Origin of the sequence: Sphingobacterium sp. N143 (genome assembly GCF_030325625.1) — a bacterium.
Lineage (GTDB): Bacteria > Bacteroidota > Bacteroidia > Sphingobacteriales > Sphingobacteriaceae > Sphingobacterium.
This window is the reverse complement of record NZ_JACAIS010000004.1, coordinates 404,935-423,690: the sequence shown is the minus strand read 5'-3', so window position 1 is coordinate 423,690 and position 18,756 is coordinate 404,935. Positions and strand designations below refer to the sequence as shown.

Genomic DNA, 18,756 nt, shown 5'->3' with positions numbered 1-18,756 from the left:
TATCATGAAAAAATCAAACTATATATTTAGTTCAATCTTAATGAGCAGCCTGTTATTCAGTGCATGTTCTTCAAGTTTTTTGGATGTGGAACCCATAACAAGTGTTTTGGAAAATAATTTTTATAAGACGATTGCGGATGCCGATATGGCCCTGGTAGGCTGTTACGACGGGTATCAACGTACCACTTCAAACGGTAGTCAGTCGTTTTATATAACGTCGGAAGTTGCTGCAGACAATTGTTTTGGTGGTACTGGGACTACGGATGGGCGTAGCTTTCAGGCAATCGACCGTTTTGATGCTGCACAGTCTCCATCTGACAATAATATTTTTGATGGTACTTGGTCTGACTATTATGCTGGTATTTTCAGATGTAATACCCTATTGGGAAAGTTAGAAGGAACGGATTTTTCGAGTGATGCCAAAGCAAGAGCTCGCATTGAAGGTGAAACCAGATTTTTACGTGCACTGATGTATTTTGATCTAGTCCGTTTATTTGAAAAAATTCCATTATTGACGACGCCGACCAATGAAAATATGCCACAGTCGGAGCCTAAGGAAGTATATAAATTGATTGTTGAAGATCTCAAATTTGCAACTAAGAATATTCCAGCCGATGCTTACCCAAAATCGGCTTCAGCTACCAATGACGGTCGTGCCACAGCTTTTGCGGCACAATCACTACTGGCACGGGTGTATTTGTTTTATTCAGGATATTATGGAGCAGAAGATATTGGTGTCACGAAAGCTGAGGCCCTGGCTGGGCTGGAGGAAGTGATCAATAGTGGGCAATTTTCTTTAATACCTGATTTCAAGGCATTATGGCCAGCATCAAGTTATATTCCTGTTGCCAGTGATAATTCGCTGGATGTCTCCAACTATGCAGGTAAAGGGAATGCAGAAGTAGTATTTGCGCAGAAATTTAATAATACCTCTAATTATGAAGGGTATATCGATGGGAATCGTTGGGTTGTTTTTTTGGGGCTACGTGGGAAGAACTGGTCCCCCTATGGCCAAGGGTGGGGTGCTTGTACTGTCAGTAAGAAATTTTTTAACGAATTTGACAAAAACGATACCCGTAAAGTCGCTTCGATTATTGACATCGATGGCGAAAAGATAGCAGACTTTGACCTGAAAGATCAACGGGAATATACCGGATTTGCAATCAAAAAATATGCACCTACAGCCTTACCAGATGGAACATCAAATACAGGTGGTAGCAAAGATATGCAACTGTCACAAGATCAAGATTATTTTGTCATCCGTTACGCTGATGTATTGCTAATGGCTGCCGAGTTAGGATCTGCAAATGCACAAAAATATTTTGACGAAGTGCGTAAAAGAGCTTTTAAAAATAATTTTAAAGCAGTAACAGTGTCTAAAACAGCAATTTTACAAGAAAGAGCATTTGAATTTGCTTTTGAAGGAATCCGTTATTGGGATATTTTAAGACAAGGGCTGACAAATGCCGCCAGTATTCTTGAGACATCTGAGGATGTGCTCAGTGGCAGTGTTGCAGAAAAGGTGATGATAACAAAAGACAAGTTTTTGAAAACACGGGGTTTCATGCAAATTCCAAACAAGCAGATCACCCTATCCAATGGGAACTTGAAACAAAATGATGGCTGGAACTAATTGATTTAATATACTGAATGATGAAAAAGATAATAACATATTGCATTTATCTGTTGACCTATGTGGTCATATTCGGATCCTGTGCGCCAGAGAACTATACCCTAGGTGATGTTGATGTGACTTCGGCTGAGCTGGCAGAAGGGGCTGCTTATAAAATTGAACACGATGCAAGTAATCCAAACATTGTCTATCTGACAAGTTTGATGGGAACACAATACACCCCGCTGTGGGAGCATCCGCAAGGCCATAGTCAAGCGAGTAAGGTGACCTTGAAAATTCCGTTTGCTGGCGAATATATGGTGAAGTTCGGTGTTGAAACTCGTGGCGGGATTGTTTATGGTGATCCAGTGACCTTTAAAGTTGACCAACTTTATCCAGGATTTATCAGCGACGAAATGTGGACTTTACTGACAGGTGGACCTGATCAGGAAAAAACATGGTATCTGGATCTGGATGCCGCTGGATTATCACGTTATTATTTAGGGCCCGTATATTATTATGGTACAGGTGATTGGTATGGTAATTTAAACGGTTCTGCCGAACCGCTCAATAGCGATAGCTGGAACTGGCAACCAGACTGGAAAGGGAACACCTGGTTAATGGATGCCGGCGATTATGGTCAGATGACCTTTGACCTAAAGGGGAGCGCCAATGTAAATGTGAATCACAAGATGTTTGGTAAAGTACAGAAAGGTTCCTTTACGATGGATACGGAGAATAAGAGCTTAAAATTTTCCAATGCAACGATTTTACATGGAGCACCACAAGAAAAAATTGTAGCGGACTGGAATAATGTCCGTATCATGTCACTGACAAAAAACACGATGCAACTGGCAGTATTCCGGGATAAAGCATTGTCAGGGGAAGACCCCTGTCTTTTGGTGTTCAATTATATCAGTAAGGAGTACAAAGACGATTGGGAGGCGACACCATAGGTTTACTGTAATATGAAAAGAGTCATGATTTATACACTAACGTTATTCTTGCTATGCCTTGAACAGATAACGTTTGGACAGATAGGATTTAAAAATCCGGTTATTAGAGGATTTAATCCTGATCCGAGCATTTGCCGTGTCAATGAAGATTTCTATTTAGTAACCTCGTCCTTTGAATATTTCCCTGGACTGCCTATTTACCATAGTAAAGATTTGGTAAACTGGGAACAAATCGGGCACTGCCTTACACGGGATTCCCAATTGCAATTGCACAATGCTCCTGCTTCGGGAGGATTGTTTGCGCCCTCAATACGTTATCATGATGGCTTATTTTATGTGATCTGTACGAATGTGTCGGATAAGGGGAATTTCTACTGTACAGCTAAGAATCCAGCTGGTCCCTGGAGTGATCCGATTTGGGTCGACATTAAAAGCATTGACCCGGATATTTTTTGGGACGAAGATGGCAAGAGTTATTTTGTTACTCAGGGTGATGAAGGTATTCGGGTCACCGAGATTGATACAAAAACAGGAGCATTGCGTTCTGACGAAAAATTGGTGTGGGCCGGAACAGGGGGACGGTTTCCAGAAGCTCCACATTTATATAAGAAAGATGGTTATTATTACCTCTTGTTGGGTGAAGGCGGAACCGAATATGCGCATAGCGCAAGTATCGGACGTAGCCGTTCCATATGGGGACCCTATGAATCCTGTCCACTGAATCCCATTCTTTCTCATTCGAACAGAATTGGCCAAGGAAATGAGATTCAAGGTGTAGGGCATGCTGACTTAATTCAAGCAGCTGATGGTTCCTGGTGGACTGTATTTTTGGGTTTTCGCGTTACCCAACGTTATAGTTATTTCCATGTCTTGGGGCGAGAAACTTTTATGGCTCCGGTAAGCTGGCCTACCAATGGCTGGCCCCAAATCAACGGTAATGGTACGATTCAAGTGGCGATGGATGTGACAACATTGCCCAGGTATCCTTTCCCAAAGCCGATGGTTCGAGATGACTTTGCTGGTGAAAAGCTGGGATTACAATGGCAATATCTACGTAACCCTGATTCATCAAAATACTCGCTGTCCTTCCGTAAGGGGGCCTTGTGCATGTATACTAGTCCAACAACACTGGACCAAACACAACCGCTTTCGTTTATTGGGCGAAGGCAGACGGAACATAATTTTCAGGCTGGTACAAGCTTGGAGTTATCTGCGGATACAGATACTGAAGAGGCTGGCATAAGCCTTTTACAGACCAATTCACACCATTATGATTTTTTTCTCCGTCGTAAAGGGAAGGCTTATGTATTACAACTAAGAGCTGCTGTTGGATCATTGAAGTACATCGTCGCAGAAAAGGACATTTCAACCAATAAAATAGCGTTAAGCGTTAAAGGTACCGCACTATCCTATGAATTTGGCTTTGTAAATCCCAAAAGTGGCCGGTATGAAGTGATGGGAAATTTAGATACCCGTTACCTCAGTACGGAAGTTGCTGGGGGTTTTACCGGGGTAATGATCGGTTTGTATAGCAGCTCAAATGGCCATGAGACAAAGGCGAAAGTTTTCTATGATTGGTTTGATTATCAAGTCTCCACTTAAATTTTTTTATTTCTATTTCGGATTAATGCAAGATCATTTTATCAAAACAGTTTTAGTTTATTGGAACAGGATACCCCATAGGGGAGTTAAAATTATTGCTCTGCTGTCATGGATGACTGTCACCCTTCTTCATGCACAGTCTAGACAAGAACTGAATTTTAATGCAGATTGGTGCTTTAAATTAGACTCTGTTCAGCAATATATAGAAGGAGAGCCGGAAAAAGATTGGCGAACGCTTGATCTACCACATGATTGGAGTATTGAAATGCCTTTTCGGAAGGAAAGCCTGGCGGGTAGCGGAGCAGCTTACCTAGATGGTGGGGTAGGATGGTATAAGAAATCATTTGTACTTCCTGCTTCAAAAAAAAGGCAGCGTATTTTTATCGCCTTCGAAGGTGTTTATGAAAATAGTGAAGTTTGGATCAATGGAAAGTTCCTCGGAAAAAGACCCAATGGATATATCGGGTTTGAATATGAACTGTCCAAGTATCTGTATTGGGATGGAAAAAAAAATATACTGACCGTCAAGGTGGACAACAGCAAGCAGCCAAACTCCCGTTTTTATTCTGGTTCAGGTATTTACCGTGATGTTAAATTACTGATCCGAAACCCAGTTAGCCTGACCAGCTACGGAACATTTGTCAAACCTATTGAGGTCAATGTCCGTAAATCGACTGTAGCCATCAAGATGGAATTGGAGAATACGCAAAAAAATGTGAAGCATCTGACGGTACTGACACAGATTATCTCTCCTGTAGGAAAGGTAGTGTCGGAAAAACGTGAAGCGATCGATTCTTTAAAGACTGATCTTCATGTAATTAACCAAACATGCATCATCGAAAAACCGGAGCTGTGGGATATCGCAAGCCCGAAACAATATCAAGTGAAAATTCAAGTCCTTTCAAATAGTAAATTATTGGATGAACAAATCACGAGGTTTGGTTTACGGTCCTTTAGTTTTGATGCAGCTAAGGGTTTTTTCCTCAATGGCAAACATCTTAAAATTAGGGGCGTATGTTTGCATAGTGATTTGGGTAGCTTGGGCATGGCCTTTAATCGATCGGCGGCATTGCGCGTACTACGGATCATGAAAGAGATGGGAGTTAATGCTGTACGTACTTCTCATAATCCTGTAGCACCAGCCTTTTTGGATCTCTGTGATAGTCTTGGATTTATCGTTATGAGCGAGACCTTTGATGTTTGGAAAGGTCATAAAAATCCTTATGATTATCACTTGTATTGGGATCAATGGTATGAAAAAGACTTCAGTGACCATGTGAAAAGAGATCGAAATCATCCTTCGCTGTTTATTTGGTGTTTAGGGAATGAAGCTCAAGAGCAATGGCATTCAAAATCTGATGGAACAAATATTCCAATTTCGTTGGCAGGCATCGTTGATAGTTTAGACGGAACACGGCCAACAACGATTGCCAACAATGAAATATCTATGGATAATCCGGTATTAATGTCTAATGTGACGGACTTGATAGGGTATAATTATAATCATAAAAAATGGGCAAGTTTTCCTAAGGATTATCCCGGTAAGAAGTTTATTGTAACCGAAAGTACTTCAGCTCTTGAAAGTCGCGGTCAGTACGATCTGGTACCATCTGACTCGGTTCGGATTTGGCCGGAGCGCTGGGACATTCCATTTGCTGGAGGTAATCAAAATAAAAGTATTTCGGCCTATGATAATGTATATACACCTTGGGGTTCAAATCATCAAACCAGTTTGAAGCTTATGGAAACATTCGATCATATTTCGGGCATGTATGTTTGGACAGGATTTGATTATCTTGGTGAACCTACACCTTATACCTGGCCGGCACGAAGTTCCTATTTTGGGATTGTTGACCTAGCTGGATTTCCGAAAGATATCTATTATCTCTATCAAAGTGTATGGACAGATAAGCCAGTGTTACATGTATTGCCGCATTGGAACTGGAAAGAGGGTGATCAGGTTGATGTAGTCGTCTATTTTAACAAAGCAGACCGTGTGGAACTTTTTCTCAACGGGAAAAAAATAGGTGTACAGCAGCAAAGTGCCGAACGCTATGATCTTGTATTTAAAGGTGTCGAATTTGAACCGGGCACACTTGAAGCCGTTTCTTATTTTCAAAATAAGGAAGTCCTGCGGAAAAAAGTAAATACAGCGGGAGCTGCTCAACAAATTAAATTGGTTGCTGAAAATCCGGTAATCAATATGCAGCATAATGAACTTGCTTTCGTACAGGTTCATATTATCGATGCTGACGGGAATATTGTTCCAGATGCAGCTAATGAAATCAAATTTTCGGTGGAAGAAGGAGATGCCACGATCGTTGCTACCGATAATGGAAACACAACTGACCTGACCTCTTTTCAGTCATTATGCCGAAAGGCATATAATGGGAAAGCTCTGGCAATCATCGCCAGTAAACGTAGCGGAAAGATTATCGTAAAGGCAACGAGTAAAGGGCTTGTAGCAGGCCAGGTAGAAATCGTGGTGAACTAAATTAAACAAAATAAGATTTTGGAGAGTAGAACAGAAGATACTCTCCAAATCCAATATTTTACCATCTGATCAATGCTGATCCCCAGGTAAAGCCAGCTCCAAATGCTGCTAGACAGATTAGATCACCTTCTTTAATTTTGCCGGCTTCCCAGGCTTCACATAAGGCTATTGGAATAGATGCTGCGGTTGTATTGCCATATTTTTGGATATTGTTAAATACTTGGTCATCCCTTAAGCCTAAGGTTTTTTGGATAAACTGTGAAATACGCAAATTAGCTTGATGGGGTACTAATAAGTCGATATCTTCTGTTGTCAAATTGTTTTTGAGCAATGCTTCGTGAATGACTTCGGGAAATTTAACGACTGCTTTTTTGAATACGGCCTGTCCATCCATATAGGGAAATGCTGTGCCGTCTTCAAGCATCTCTTTTGTCATTAGCAAACCACCTAGTTCTTGATCAGGCCAATCCGGCATACTGTCCAACCAAATACCGCTGGATGCCCCAGGATAATACATGGCGAGCTTTTCTGCCTCGGCACCATCAGAATGCAGGTGTGTACTTAAAATTCCATGGCTTGAGTCTGTTGTAGGTTGTACGACTACTGCTCCAGCACCATCTCCAAAAATAACGGAAACAGCACGGCCGCGGGTTGAAAAATCTAATGCAAAAGAATGTTTTTCAGCACCGACAACAAGCACATTTTTGTACATCCCAGTCTTGACGAATTGATCAGCAATAGACAAGGCGTAGATAAATCCCGAACATTGATTGCGAATATCAAGTGCTCCTATTTCTTTCATGCCCATCTCTCGTTGAAGCAGAACAGCACATCCTGGAAAATAATAATCCGGTGATAGCGTGGCAAAAATGATGAAATCCACATCTTCATTTTTGATGTTGGCACGCTCAATCGCAATCTTAGCTGCAGCTACCCCCATGGTTGTTGTCGTTTCACCGATTCGATCGGCATACCTACGTTCTTTGATCCCGGTCCGTTCTTGGATCCATTCGTCGCTGGTATCCATAAAGCGTGTTAAATCGGTGTTGGTATAAACGTTCTTTGGAACGTAATAACCTATTCCCGCAATTTTTGACTGAAACATATGAAATTTGTCTAATTGATTGTATTCTTCCCTTTTATATTATGTCAATTTAGAAAAAATTATTCTATTTTTGTTCTATGAGTACCCAAACTGCGGAAGAAACCTTTACGTTGGAAGAGATATTGGCATCTGTCAAAGAGTCTAGTCGCCTGATCTTATGGAATGATGAAACCAATACTTTCGATCATGTGATTCATTGTCTCATGTATCATCTACAATATACCGAACCTCAAGCTGAAAAGATCGCATGGAAAGTACATACGCAAGGAAAATGTGCTGTGTTGGAAGGAACATTTACCGAAATGGAAATCTACCGTAAAATTCTTAAAGCAGAAGGACTGACGGTCTCGGTCGAATAGATATGCTATCTTTTTTGTTACGGTAATAATATGGTTACGCTTCCTTATTGTATATAAGTTTTAACATTTTTGTTGTTGAACTAAATTACTACAATAAACTAAGCTGAAGCTCTCATGTTGTTTAACGCTAAATCGTTTAAATTTTTATTATTTTTATTTTTTTTACCCTACGTTGTTTTCGCTCAGACAGGGCAGATCAAGGCTATTTTGATAGATAGCAAAACCGCTAAACCTATTTCATCTGCAAGTGCTGCTCTTTTGGATGCGGGCGATAATACTTATGTAAAGGGAGGTCAATCTGTCGATCAGGGTTTTCTTTTATTTTCAGGGATCAAACCAGGTAAATATAACATACGGATTACTTATGTGGGGTATGAGGTCTATACTGTGGAAGGTGTGGAAGTTACCGCCTCAAAAAGTACAGATCTTGGGCGCATAGGCCTAAATTCTACTGGAGAGTTGTTGGATGAGGTAGTCGTTGAGGGAAGAATTCCAGCTATGCAGATTGGAATTGACCGCAAAACCTTCAATGTGGGTGAGAGTTTGGTCAGTGCGGGAGGGACGGCAACAGATGTGCTTGCAAATGTTCCTACGCTACAAGTTGATCAGGATGGTTCGGTAAGTCTCCGTGGTTCTAGCAGTGTTAAGATTCTGATTGATGGCCGTGAGTCCGCATTGGCTGGAAATGATGTTACAGCCCTATTGCAAAGCCTTCCCGCAAATTCAATTGAGAAAGTAGAAGTGATTACCAATCCCTCTTCAAAATATGATGCTGAAGGGCAGACTGGTATTATTAATATCGTCTTAAAGAAAAATATAAGGACTGGCATGAATGGATCGGTCAATACTTCGGTTGGATCCTATGATAATTACATGGCTGGGCTGACATTAAATTATCGGGACAAGAAGTTCAATTATTTTGGTTCTTATAATTTCAACAAACGCCACATGGTGGGAAGTGGAAAGACTGACAATACATTTCTGAGTGATTCTAGTAGGAATTATAGTGAGTCTGCCTCTTCAAGAAAGGGTAAGAGCCATACGGTCAAGGCAGGATTGGATTATTATATGACGGATAAAACCTCCTTTAGTTTCTCGGGAAATCTGAGTGTTAGGGATAACAACCGTACAGAAGACTTGATGTATCAGTTTTTTAAACAATCTCAGCAAACAGGGAATAGTAACCGTACTTCAAAGCAACTTGAAGATGATCTTGGTTATGAATTTACGGCAGATTTTAGACATGAATTTAAGCGGCAGGGCGAAGAGCTGACGGGGAATGCAAGCTATGGTAGAGATAAAGAAGATGGTACGAACGATTTTTTTCAGCTTTATTCTGATGGCCGGCCAAATACCTCCCGCAAGAACGTTACTTCAGAGGATGGAAAGAATATCAATGTTCAGTTGGATTATGTTTTACCGTTATCTGAGGAAAGTAAATTTGAGACCGGATATCGTTCTCAAATTAGAAAATCATTTGATACACAATTTTCAGATTCCTTAGATGTCGCTCTAGGACAGTATGTGCCTGATTATAGAATAAGTAATGATTTTGATTTTACCAGTGCCGTACACGCCATCTATGCGAATTATAAGAATAAACTGACCGAAAAAATAGCCTATCAAATTGGGCTAAGAGCTGAACAGTTTGAACTGAAATCGACTTATTTTTCTAAAGACCCTGTAGTTGAAGAAAAAGAAACGCGAGCTAAGCAGAGCTTCTTCAGATTGTACCCAACGTTATTCTTGACGTATGATGTCGGCGATAATGGGGACAAACTTCAGTTTAGTTATTCAAGACGTGTCCAACGGGCCAGAGGATGGCAGGTCAACCCCTTTTTGAATGTTTCGGATGACCTCAATTATCGTCAAGGAAATCCGAATCTTAAACCGGAAGATGTACATGGTTTTGAGTTGAGTTTCGCCAAAACTTTTGGTAAGGTGAATCTAATATCTTCCGCATATTTTAATCATGCAAGCGAGGTTATTCAACCTTATGTATTTAATATTGAAGATGGCAGGACCTATAGTAGATGGGAAAATATGACAAGCCGGAATCTTTCAGGGTTTGAGTTTATTTCTAAGGTCAATGCAACAAAAGACTTCGACTTTACTTTTAACCTCAATCTTATCCATATTAAATATAATGCGAATCCCGAATATGACATCAAAGAACGGAGTGACTTTGCCTATAATACGAATTTAACGGCTAATTATCGCATTACTCCTACGTTCTCGGCACAGATGAGAGGCGAGTATAATTCATCAAGGGTAATGGCACAAGGAAAAATGAATGCCATGAAAGGAGTAGATATTGCCTTGAAAAAAGATGTGTTCAAAAAGAAAGCTTCCATTATGTTTAATGTGAGGGATGTATTTAACTCGCGGAAAATGAGTGGTGTGACAGAGACAGCACAACTTATGTCAGATTTTGAGCATCGCTGGATGAAGAGAATGTTTACCCTGTCACTTTCATATCGTTTTGGTAGTCAGGATTTACAGCGCTTCAAACGAAAAGAATCAAATACAAATGAAATAAATAATGGAGGGGAGGAATATTAAAAAATATTCCTCTTTTTAAGTCTAAATGTTTAAATTTAATTTTGAAACAAACCTAAAACTAAAAGAATGAAGTTAGTAAAAACAGTTTTAGCAGTGTCGGTGATGGCTTTCTCAGCGCATCTTACTACTGCCGTAGCACAAACGCAAAAAGAAGTTCCTGCTTACAAAATTTTGGACTTGCCACGTGTGGATATCAATAAATTCAAAAAGAATAAAGCAGGTGCTTATGTGATTTTTGATGGTACTTCCATGGAAGGTTGGCGGGGATATGATAAGACGGTAGTCCCTAAGCGATGGGTAATCAATGAAGGAGCAATCAAATTTGATAGCAAGGCCAATGTTGGCAAAGAGGAAGGTGGAGATTTGGTGTTCGCATATGATTTTAAAAACTTTGAACTGGAAATGGAATGGAAAGTGGACAAGGGAGCAAATTCGGGGATTTTTTTCTTAGCCAAAGAGGTAGAAGGTCAACCGATTTATATTTCATCTCCGGAATGTCAGGTGCTTGATAATGAAAATCACCCTGATGCAAAAATGGGAGTTGATGGAAATCGCAAGTCGACATCCTTGTATGATATGATCCCCGCAAAACCACAAAATGGAAAGCCATATGGAGAGTGGAATAAGGTCAAGATCGTAGTCAATAATGGTAAAGTTGAACATTTCCAGAATGGTGTAAAGGTTGTTGAATATACTTTATGGGATAAATCATGGATTGATTTATTGCAAAAAAGTAAATTTAGTGCAGAAAAATGGCCATTGGCTTTTGAATTGCTAAGCCATGTAGGAGGAGATAGCAAATCAGGATTGATTGGTCTTCAGGATCATGGCAATGATGTGTGGTTTAAAAATATCACTGTAAAAGTTTTAAAATAAGAAAAGCAGCTAAACGCTGCTTTTCTTATTTTAAAACCTACAATATGGACTGTAGTTCTTTTAGATCTACAATCATATGTGAAATATCATCTGGTTTCTCCATGGTCGTAGGATTGAAGAATATGGCATCCATACCTACGTTGAGCGCTCCCCGCACATCAGCATCAAGATTATCTCCAATCATGAGTGATTGTTGTGCATGGGTATTGGCCGTAGACATCGCAAACTGAAATATTCTAGGGTCTGGTTTATTTATTCCAATGACTTCGGAGATAAATATATTTTTAAAATATTTGTTGAGATTACTTTTTTCCAACTTTGTTTCACAGGCTTCTTTGAAGCCATTGGAAATTAAATGTAGATTGTATTTTTGACCTAGATAAGCTAAAGTCTCATGGGCATTTGGAAATAAGTTGGTCTTTTGCGGACAAATAGCCAGGTAATCCAGTTCGAATTCTTCTGGAAATAGTGCCGGGTCGATACCAAGCTGGGTAAAAGTGTCTGCAAATCTCGCTTTTCTTAATTCGGGTTTTGTGATTTTTCCATGATGATAGAGTCCCCAAAGACGATGGTTATTGACTGTATAAGTTTCGATGAAATGGGAGGCAGATTTCTGATTAAATAAACTGTCAAATCTGTATTTGAAGTAAAGCTCGTTCAGACTTTCCTCGGCATTTTTATCAAAATCCCATATGGTATGGTCCAAGTCAAAGAAAATATCCTTTTTTGTACTATTAAACATATACAAACTAAAATAAATTTGCTGGCAATCGCAATGTATTTATGTCAGGTGTGTTTAAAATTCTGATCAAAGCCCATCAATATGATGTAGAGATCATATCGACGGAGCTCTAGTCTTATTGGGAATCGGTTAATTTTCTTCTTTGTGTCATAATCTTTAGGATATTTCGGAATCCCTTGGTGAATAGCTATTTTTGTTACATGAAGAAAGCGCTGTTACTCTTTTATTTCCTGTTGTTTTATGCGGTGATGCAACTGATATGGTGGGGGGTCATGTTTATTCGTTTTGATCCAAGTAAAAAGAATATGATCATTGGCGAAGGTATTTTCTTCTTGATTATTTTTTTGTGGGGTGCATGGCGTTTGAAACGATTGGTAGAAAGAGAGCAGAAGTTACTGCAGCAGCAACAGAATTTTCTTTTGGCAATCACCCATGAGCTAAAGTCTCCTTTGGCCTCCGTTAAGTTATATATACAAACCATTCTAAGGAGAGACCTGGATAAGGAGCAGCAACAGACTTTTTTGCGGAATTCACTTAAGGACATTGAACGTTTGGACGATCTGGTGGAAAATGTTTTGATGACAACAAAATTGGACAGCCGCAATTATAGTATGCCAAAAGAGGATTTTAATTTTACCTCCTTGGTGGAACAGATTGTGGATAGACTTCAAAAAAACTCGTGTAGTTCGCAGGTTCTGAAACCTTATTTGGAAGCGGATATTATTATTTACGGTGATAAGTTTGCAATAAGTAATGTTGTGACTAATCTGATTGAGAATGCCATTAAATATTCACCGGCCTGTGCCATGGTGGATGTAAAGTTATATATAGAAAATAATAAGATAATTTTTTCTGTTGCAGATCATGGTATTGGTATCAGTGATGAGGAGAAAAAACTTATCTTTAATAAGTTTTATCGCGTAGGAAGTGAAGCGACTCGGAAAACCAAAGGCACAGGTTTAGGGTTATATATCGTAAAAACCGTGCTGCAGAAGCACGACGCAACCATTAAAGTTAAAGATAACACTCCTAAGGGGAGTATTTTTGAAGTAACATTTGAAAGAAATGCAAAGTAAACAAAGAATATTACTTGTCGAAGATGAAGAACACTTGTTAGAAGCTATCAAGTTGAATCTCGAAATGGAAGGTTACCGTGTAACAACGGCTACTGATGGAAAAAAGGCGTTGAAAGTCTTCAAAGAAGAACGCTTCAATTTAGTCATTTTAGATGTGATGATCCCAGAAATTGACGGATTCCAGGTTGCTGAAACTATTCGACTGCAAAATACAGAGGTCCCCATTATGTTCTTGACGGCCAAGAATAGCAGTGAGGATCGTATAACAGGACTGAAAAAAGGTGCTGATGATTATTTGGTAAAGCCGTTTAACTTGGAAGAATTGATTCTTCGTGTTGGAAATTTGGTGCGTCGTGGCTTGAAACCTGATGATTTGAAAGAACTGAATTCATATCAAATTGGTGATAAAACAATTTATTTTAATTCATATGAATTGCATCATGCAGATGGTACCATTACATCATTGACCAAGAAGGAAACGATGTTATTAAAACTGTTGATAGAGCGTCGTAATGAAGCTGTTTCACGTGAGCAGATCTTAGAAACTGTGTGGAACTATGATGTGTATCCTTCGACCCGTACGATTGACAACTTTATCTTAACATTCCGAAAATATTTCGAACCGGATCAAAAGCATCCAATTTATTTCCATTCCATTAGAGGAGTTGGCTATAAGTTTACGGACAATAACGCATAGGAAGAATGATGACAATTAAGGCTAGAATAGCCGTTATTTTTATTGCTGCGTTACTTTTGGGCTATGGTCTTTACGAAGGTCATTATCAGACCTGCGTCTTGTTGGCAGGAGGAATTGGCTATTTAATCTGGAGCCATTTTAGAGAAGGATCTGTTTTTTTAGCTACACAAGCTTTTCACCGTCAAGATTATGACAAAACGAAAAGTTTATTGTCTGAAATAAAAAATCCGGATACGCTTCGGAAAGGGCGACGCAATTTCTATGAATTTATGATGGGAAATATTGCGCTCAAGGAAGAACGTATCGATGAAGCGGAATATCATTTCCAATTGGCTTCACGTCTCCCCTGGAAAAAGGATAATGAAAAAGGGATGGTCATGATCAATCTGGCTAATATTGCGCTGCGAAAATTAGACTATGAAAGGGCTAAGGCATATAGCGATGTCGCTAACAAATTGCATTTGACGGCAAGGCAAACAAGCATTATTACAAAAATAGAAAACGAAATTTCAAAACATTTATAGTGAGTACTACTTTACAAAACGACTTATTGATTAGGGCTGCATTTTCGCAGCAAACCGAGAGACCTCCTGTGTGGATGATGCGTCAGGCGGGACGCTTTATGAAAGAATATTGGGATATCAAAAATAAGTATTCTTTCCTTGAGATGTGTAAAACACCAGAGATTGCCGCAGATGTAACCATGTTACCTGTGGATCTATTGGGTATTGATGCAGCTATTTTATTTTCTGATATTTTGGTTACTGCCGAAGCGATGGGCGGTGACCTGACATTTGAACAAGGCGTTGGTCCTCGTTTTTCTAATCCAATTCGTTCTGTTAAAGATGCAGAAGCGCTGTCCGTGAATTGTCTGGATAAACTGCAATATGTTGGGGATGCCATAAAAGTAATTCAACAACGCCTGGATAATCGTATCCCATTGATCGGTTTTGCGGGTGCTCCTTTTACCATTTTAAGCTATTTGGTTGAAGGTGGTTCTTCCAAAGACTTTAAGCTGACAAAGTTGATGCTAAACAATCAACCTGAACTGGCCCACCTAATTCTTCAAAAAATAGCTGATGTTACTGTAGAATATCTTAATATGCAGATTGCTGCTGGTGTCAACGCGATTCAATTATTTGATAGCTGGGCTTTGGCTCTTTCATGGAATGATTATCGTGATTTTTCTCATTACTATAATAAACAGATTATTTCTAAATTGAATCGTAAGGATATTCCTGTCATTTCTTTCTGTAAAGGATCCTCTGTCTTTGCGCCAATGATGGTAGAAGCCCAGCCGGATGTTGTCTCAATAGATTGGAATGCAGACCTTAAAAATATCAAACAGTCCTTACCTCAAGGTGTTGCGGTTCAGGGAAATCTAGATCCTTTTGTCCTGTATGCGGATAAGCCTGTTATCAAGAAAAAAATTATAGAGCTATTTGAGCGTATGCGAGGAGAGCATGGTTTTATATTCAACTTGGGGCATGGTATTATGCCGGATATTCCATTTGATCATGTGAAATATGCCATTGAGGTTGTGAAAGAATTTCGTTATTGATCTTTTAAACTTAATAAAAAAACGACTTGCCATGGCAGGTCGTTTTTTTTTTGAATGCCTGAACTATACGATTACTAGGGAAAATTTAAGGTGCCTTTTCTAGTCCCGTTAATGTATCCATATGCTGATTTTTTTAAAATGGTGAAAATGCGTGCAAAATATGTTAAGATGAGCACACTTACTTTTTTTGTAAATCTTGATTTATTTTATAGCTTAGTCCCAAAACCTAATAAATGAATACAGATACCCTAGTTGATGAACTCTTGATTAATGAAGAGGCACTGGAAGAAGTGTTTCATCATTATTTTGATGAGCTTTGTCGCTTCTTGGGGTATTATACCAGAGATGTTCAGTTAATCGAGGATTGTTTACAGGATGTATTCGTTAAATTATGGGAAGACCGAGACCAAATTCATATTTTTCATGTAAAAACTTATCTCTATCGAGCAGCCCGAAATCGTGTGCTCAATGCCTTGCGAAATGAAGGCACACGCACAGCGCATTTGGAGCGCTGGTTTAAAGAAGAAATGAACCGCCAGGAAGCTGAAGAATGCATCAATAGGGAAGAATTTTCTCATATCTATAGGGAAGCTATTGGACGATTGCCTGAAAAATGTAAAATAGTTTATTACTCCTGTAAAGAGCAGCAGAAGACATATTAGCAGGTGGCTGAGGAACTGCAGCTGTCCATAAAAACAGTCGAAAATCAGATGTCGATCGCTTATAAGAAGATACGTACACATATTCTTGAGCGCTATCAGGTACTTTACCCGGATTCAATATTCTTAGTTTTAGCCATGTGTGGGACTGGCATGCCTGTATTATTCTAAATATTTTTAAAAAATATAAAACCATTTAGGGGTTTTGGGCGGGATAAGTGTCTATCTGCTGTAAACCCTAAATAATGAATAACAATTATAGGCCCTCACTGGAGCAGCTGGTACGCTATCTGAAGAAAGAAAGCGATGTAAAAGAGTCTGAAGAAATTGTTGCTTGGCTCAGGTCAAGTGAACAAAATCGCTATTATCTTGTACAGTTGGAAAGTGAATGGACACATCTTAAAGAATCTCCTTTGTTGTTAGATCGGGTAGACCGGTCGCGAATCTGGACAAATATTCAGGAACGTATACAACCTGTTATCAAAACTGTTGTTTTTGACCGTCGCCGTTTCTGGTGGATGGGCAGTGCCGCTGCTCTTTTTATTTTTCTTCTAGGAACACTTGGTACATATTTTATTCAGCACCGTATTTCTGTCAATAGGTCCTTGCAGGAACAGACTATAGCCTATGCAGCAACAGGGCAGAAATCACAGCTCATCTTACCGGATGGAACAAGGGTTTGGTTAAATGCGGGGACAAAGATTACGTACTCCCAAGCGTTTAACCAACAGGACCGTAAAATTATACTTGATGGTGAAGCTTTCTTTGAGGTGGTTAAGAAAGAGGATTTATCTTTTATTGTAGAAACTTCTCATTTGGATGTGGAGGTAAAAGGAACCGCTTTTGATGTTTCTGCATACGCCGATGATGACAACATTGTTGTATCGTTGCTCCGTGGAAAAGTAGCTGTAAAAGATAAGAAAGGTTTTATGGTCAAAGAGTTACTGCCAAATGAATATATTCAGCTGGATAAGCGGAGTGGCAAATATAGCCAGATCAATAAAATGGATGCGTTACAATATAGCGCATGGACATCTGAAGAACTCGTTTTTGATAACGAGCCATTAGATGTGGTTTTAAGGAAACTGGAACGTTGGTACGGTGTCAATATAAATTGGGAAGGTATCGAAACCCAAAAGCATTACACTTTTAAGGTAAAGACTGAAAATTTACGTGAGATTTTAGAGTTGATGAATGTCATTACGCCTATCCAATATACTATAAAAGGAAAATCTGTAGATATTGTTTCAAAAAAGTGATTGGCAAAAGTTAAATAACGACCTATTGATAGCCAAAGTCTATGACCAAAAAATATATAACTGATGTAAACTACTTAAAATAAATATACCATAAATTATGAAAAAGAAACCTATTCTGATGAGTCTTTGGCTCCTCAGCCAGACTTTTTTTGCTGTAAGCGCGCAGCAATTGCTGTCAGAGAAAAGGGCGTCTTCAGACCTTAAATCCCTGATTGAAATTGTCGAAAAGAAATATGGCTATTCGTTTATGTTCAGCAATTCGGATGTTGATCTCAAAACACCTCTTTCATACGATGTACAAGCAGTGAGTTTAGAAGCGCTGTTGAAGGATGCTCTGCAGCGAAGCTCAATTACCTATGACATTTCCGGCAAAAGGATTTTGTTAAAACGTAAAGTGTTGAACAAGCAACAAACAGGATTGGTAAAGGGAGGTGTCGTGAATGAAAAAGGGGAGCCATTGGCCGGGGTAAGCATTCATGCTTCGGGAACTGGAAAAACAGTTGCAACTGATGCATCCGGAAGATTTTCACTGGAGATCTATACAAAGGATATTCTTCAGGTCAGTTATGTAGGGTATCAGCGTCAAGAGGTTAATGTACAGATTGGGAAAGATGTCAATATTACCCTCGATGGTGGGAATAAGGAACTTGAAGAAGTCGTTGTTATTGGCTATGGAACCCTGAAAAAATCAGATGTAACCGGTGCTATTGCGAGTATTAATACTAAAGATATGGCAAAACGGGCAACAACTAATCCTGCAGAAGCATTGCAGGGGGTAGCGGCGGGTGTCAACGTTCAGAAAAATAGCGGTATTGCCGGTGCTGGCGTACAGGTGAAAATCAGGGGTGTGAATACCTTTGGTAGCAATGAGCCTTTATATATCATTGATGGTTTTCCAGGTACGATCAGTAATGTGAATCCCAATGATATTGAAAGTATGGAAGTTCTGAAAGATGGTGCTGCCGCCGCAATATATGGATCTGTTGCGGCCAATGGAGTTGTGATTGTAACAACAAAGGCGGGTAAAGCCGGAAAAATCCTGGTAGACATCAATAGTTTTACAAATATAACGGAGACATCCAATCGTCTTCAAGTTCTTGATGCAGAAGGACATGGTTGAAGGAAGCATATTCATATTAATTACTTTCGGTAGGGTAAATATATCATCAGAAAACATAGGCATATCTTTGTTATGC

16 protein-coding genes are annotated in these 18,756 nt (G+C 39.4%); 14 read left to right on the top strand and 2 right to left on the bottom strand.

Features of this window, described 5'->3' with window-relative positions; translation table 11 throughout:
• The first annotated feature begins 4 nt into the window (after window positions 1–4).
• Genes HX021_RS10830 through HX021_RS10815 form a run of 4 tightly spaced genes read left to right on the top strand, consistent with a single transcriptional unit; the run spans window position 5 to window position 6,664 of the window.
• Window positions 5–1,633, top strand: a complete 1,629-nt coding sequence (locus HX021_RS10830; RefSeq protein WP_286590321.1) for a RagB/SusD family nutrient uptake outer membrane protein — start codon at window positions 5–7, stop codon at window positions 1,631–1,633.
• A gap of 17 nt (window positions 1,634–1,650) precedes the next feature.
• Window positions 1,651–2,568: a hypothetical protein gene (locus HX021_RS10825; protein ID WP_286590320.1), complete on the top strand. Its 918-nt coding sequence runs from the start codon at window positions 1,651–1,653 to the stop codon at window positions 2,566–2,568.
• A 24-nt stretch (window positions 2,569–2,592) separates the two neighbouring features.
• On the top strand, window positions 2,593–4,170 hold the full coding sequence (locus tag HX021_RS10820) for a glycoside hydrolase family 43 protein (RefSeq protein ID WP_286590319.1): 1,578 nt from the start codon (window positions 2,593–2,595) through the stop codon (window positions 4,168–4,170).
• A 25-nt stretch (window positions 4,171–4,195) separates the two neighbouring features.
• A complete protein-coding gene (locus tag HX021_RS10815; protein ID WP_286590317.1) occupies window positions 4,196–6,664 on the top strand; it encodes a glycoside hydrolase family 2 TIM barrel-domain containing protein in 2,469 nt (822 codons plus the stop codon).
• Between the two features lie 58 nt (window positions 6,665–6,722).
• On the opposite strand, the gene HX021_RS10810 is transcribed toward HX021_RS10815, so the two are convergent.
• Entirely contained in the window at window positions 6,723–7,769 is a 1,047-nt protein-coding gene (locus HX021_RS10810; RefSeq protein WP_286590316.1) for a 3-oxoacyl-ACP synthase III family protein, read from the bottom strand.
• Between the two features lie 77 nt (window positions 7,770–7,846).
• On the opposite strand from HX021_RS10810, the gene HX021_RS10805 reads away from it, so the two are divergent.
• The 3 genes from HX021_RS10805 (at window position 7,847) to HX021_RS10795 (ending at window position 11,566) form a co-directional block, all read left to right on the top strand.
• Complete coding sequence (locus tag HX021_RS10805) at window positions 7,847–8,128, top strand: ATP-dependent Clp protease adaptor ClpS (protein ID WP_286590314.1); 282 nt, start codon at window positions 7,847–7,849, stop codon at window positions 8,126–8,128.
• 207 nt (window positions 8,129–8,335) lie between these two features.
• Window positions 8,336–10,690, top strand: coding sequence for a TonB-dependent receptor (locus HX021_RS10800; RefSeq protein ID WP_286590312.1), 2,355 nt, complete (start codon window positions 8,336–8,338; stop codon window positions 10,688–10,690).
• 66 nt (window positions 10,691–10,756) lie between these two features.
• Window positions 10,757–11,566: a 3-keto-disaccharide hydrolase gene (locus HX021_RS10795; protein ID WP_286590311.1), complete on the top strand. Its 810-nt coding sequence runs from the start codon at window positions 10,757–10,759 to the stop codon at window positions 11,564–11,566.
• A gap of 37 nt (window positions 11,567–11,603) precedes the next feature.
• Here the strand turns inward: HX021_RS10795 and HX021_RS10790 are convergent, their stop codons facing one another.
• Window positions 11,604–12,308 (bottom strand): YjjG family noncanonical pyrimidine nucleotidase, encoded by a 705-nt coding sequence (locus HX021_RS10790; protein ID WP_286590309.1) that lies wholly within the window; start codon window positions 12,306–12,308, stop codon window positions 11,604–11,606.
• Between the two features lie 200 nt (window positions 12,309–12,508).
• Between HX021_RS10790 and HX021_RS10785 the strand changes: the two genes are divergently transcribed.
• The 7 genes from HX021_RS10785 to HX021_RS10755 all read left to right on the top strand — a co-directional run bounded on the left by HX021_RS10785 (window position 12,509) and on the right by HX021_RS10755 (window position 18,680).
• Window positions 12,509–13,384: a sensor histidine kinase gene (locus HX021_RS10785; RefSeq protein WP_286590308.1), complete on the top strand. Its 876-nt coding sequence runs from the start codon at window positions 12,509–12,511 to the stop codon at window positions 13,382–13,384.
• Window positions 13,374–14,081, top strand: a complete 708-nt coding sequence (locus tag HX021_RS10780; RefSeq protein WP_286590307.1) for a response regulator transcription factor — start codon at window positions 13,374–13,376, stop codon at window positions 14,079–14,081. The genes HX021_RS10785 and HX021_RS10780 overlap by 11 nt, the downstream gene beginning before the upstream one ends.
• A 5-nt stretch (window positions 14,082–14,086) precedes the next feature.
• Window positions 14,087–14,605 (top strand): hypothetical protein, encoded by a 519-nt coding sequence (locus tag HX021_RS10775; protein WP_286590306.1) that lies wholly within the window; start codon window positions 14,087–14,089, stop codon window positions 14,603–14,605.
• Window positions 14,605–15,642 (top strand): uroporphyrinogen decarboxylase, encoded by a 1,038-nt coding sequence (gene hemE, locus HX021_RS10770; RefSeq protein ID WP_286590304.1) that lies wholly within the window; start codon window positions 14,605–14,607, stop codon window positions 15,640–15,642. The genes HX021_RS10775 and hemE overlap by 1 nt, the downstream gene beginning before the upstream one ends.
• A gap of 233 nt (window positions 15,643–15,875) precedes the next feature.
• Complete coding sequence (locus HX021_RS10765) at window positions 15,876–16,304, top strand: sigma-70 family RNA polymerase sigma factor (protein ID WP_286590302.1); 429 nt, start codon at window positions 15,876–15,878, stop codon at window positions 16,302–16,304.
• 242 nt (window positions 16,305–16,546) lie between these two features.
• Window positions 16,547–17,560, top strand: coding sequence for a FecR family protein (locus HX021_RS10760; protein ID WP_286590301.1), 1,014 nt, complete (start codon window positions 16,547–16,549; stop codon window positions 17,558–17,560).
• A 97-nt stretch (window positions 17,561–17,657) separates the two neighbouring features.
• Window positions 17,658–18,680, top strand: a complete 1,023-nt coding sequence (locus tag HX021_RS10755) for a TonB-dependent receptor plug domain-containing protein (protein ID WP_286590299.1) — start codon at window positions 17,658–17,660, stop codon at window positions 18,678–18,680.
• Window positions 18,681–18,756: the final 76 nt, after the last annotated feature.

Excerpts from the sequence above, each read along its gene's own strand:
- HX021_RS10765 (WP_286590302.1), top strand. The coding sequence starts at position 15,876 with ATGAATACAGATACCCTAGTTGATGAACTCTTGATTAATGAAGAGGCA.
- HX021_RS10790 (WP_286590309.1), bottom strand. The coding sequence starts at position 12,308 with ATGTTTAATAGTACAAAAAAGGATATTTTCTTTGACTTGGACCATACC.
- HX021_RS10820 (WP_286590319.1), top strand. The coding sequence starts at position 2,593 with ATGATTTATACACTAACGTTATTCTTGCTATGCCTTGAACAGATAACG.
- HX021_RS10815 (WP_286590317.1), top strand. The coding sequence starts at position 4,196 with ATGCAAGATCATTTTATCAAAACAGTTTTAGTTTATTGGAACAGGATA.
- HX021_RS10825 (WP_286590320.1), top strand. The coding sequence starts at position 1,651 with ATGATGAAAAAGATAATAACATATTGCATTTATCTGTTGACCTATGTG.
- HX021_RS10785 (WP_286590308.1), top strand. The coding sequence starts at position 12,509 with ATGAAGAAAGCGCTGTTACTCTTTTATTTCCTGTTGTTTTATGCGGTG.
- HX021_RS10830 (WP_286590321.1), top strand. The coding sequence starts at position 5 with ATGAAAAAATCAAACTATATATTTAGTTCAATCTTAATGAGCAGCCTG.
- HX021_RS10805 (WP_286590314.1), top strand. The coding sequence starts at position 7,847 with ATGAGTACCCAAACTGCGGAAGAAACCTTTACGTTGGAAGAGATATTG.
- HX021_RS10775 (WP_286590306.1), top strand. The coding sequence starts at position 14,087 with ATGATGACAATTAAGGCTAGAATAGCCGTTATTTTTATTGCTGCGTTA.
- HX021_RS10795 (WP_286590311.1), top strand. The coding sequence starts at position 10,757 with ATGAAGTTAGTAAAAACAGTTTTAGCAGTGTCGGTGATGGCTTTCTCA.
- HX021_RS10780 (WP_286590307.1), top strand. The coding sequence starts at position 13,374 with ATGCAAAGTAAACAAAGAATATTACTTGTCGAAGATGAAGAACACTTG.
- HX021_RS10760 (WP_286590301.1), top strand. The coding sequence starts at position 16,547 with ATGAATAACAATTATAGGCCCTCACTGGAGCAGCTGGTACGCTATCTG.
- HX021_RS10810 (WP_286590316.1), bottom strand. The coding sequence starts at position 7,769 with ATGTTTCAGTCAAAAATTGCGGGAATAGGTTATTACGTTCCAAAGAAC.
- HX021_RS10755 (WP_286590299.1), top strand. The coding sequence starts at position 17,658 with ATGAAAAAGAAACCTATTCTGATGAGTCTTTGGCTCCTCAGCCAGACT.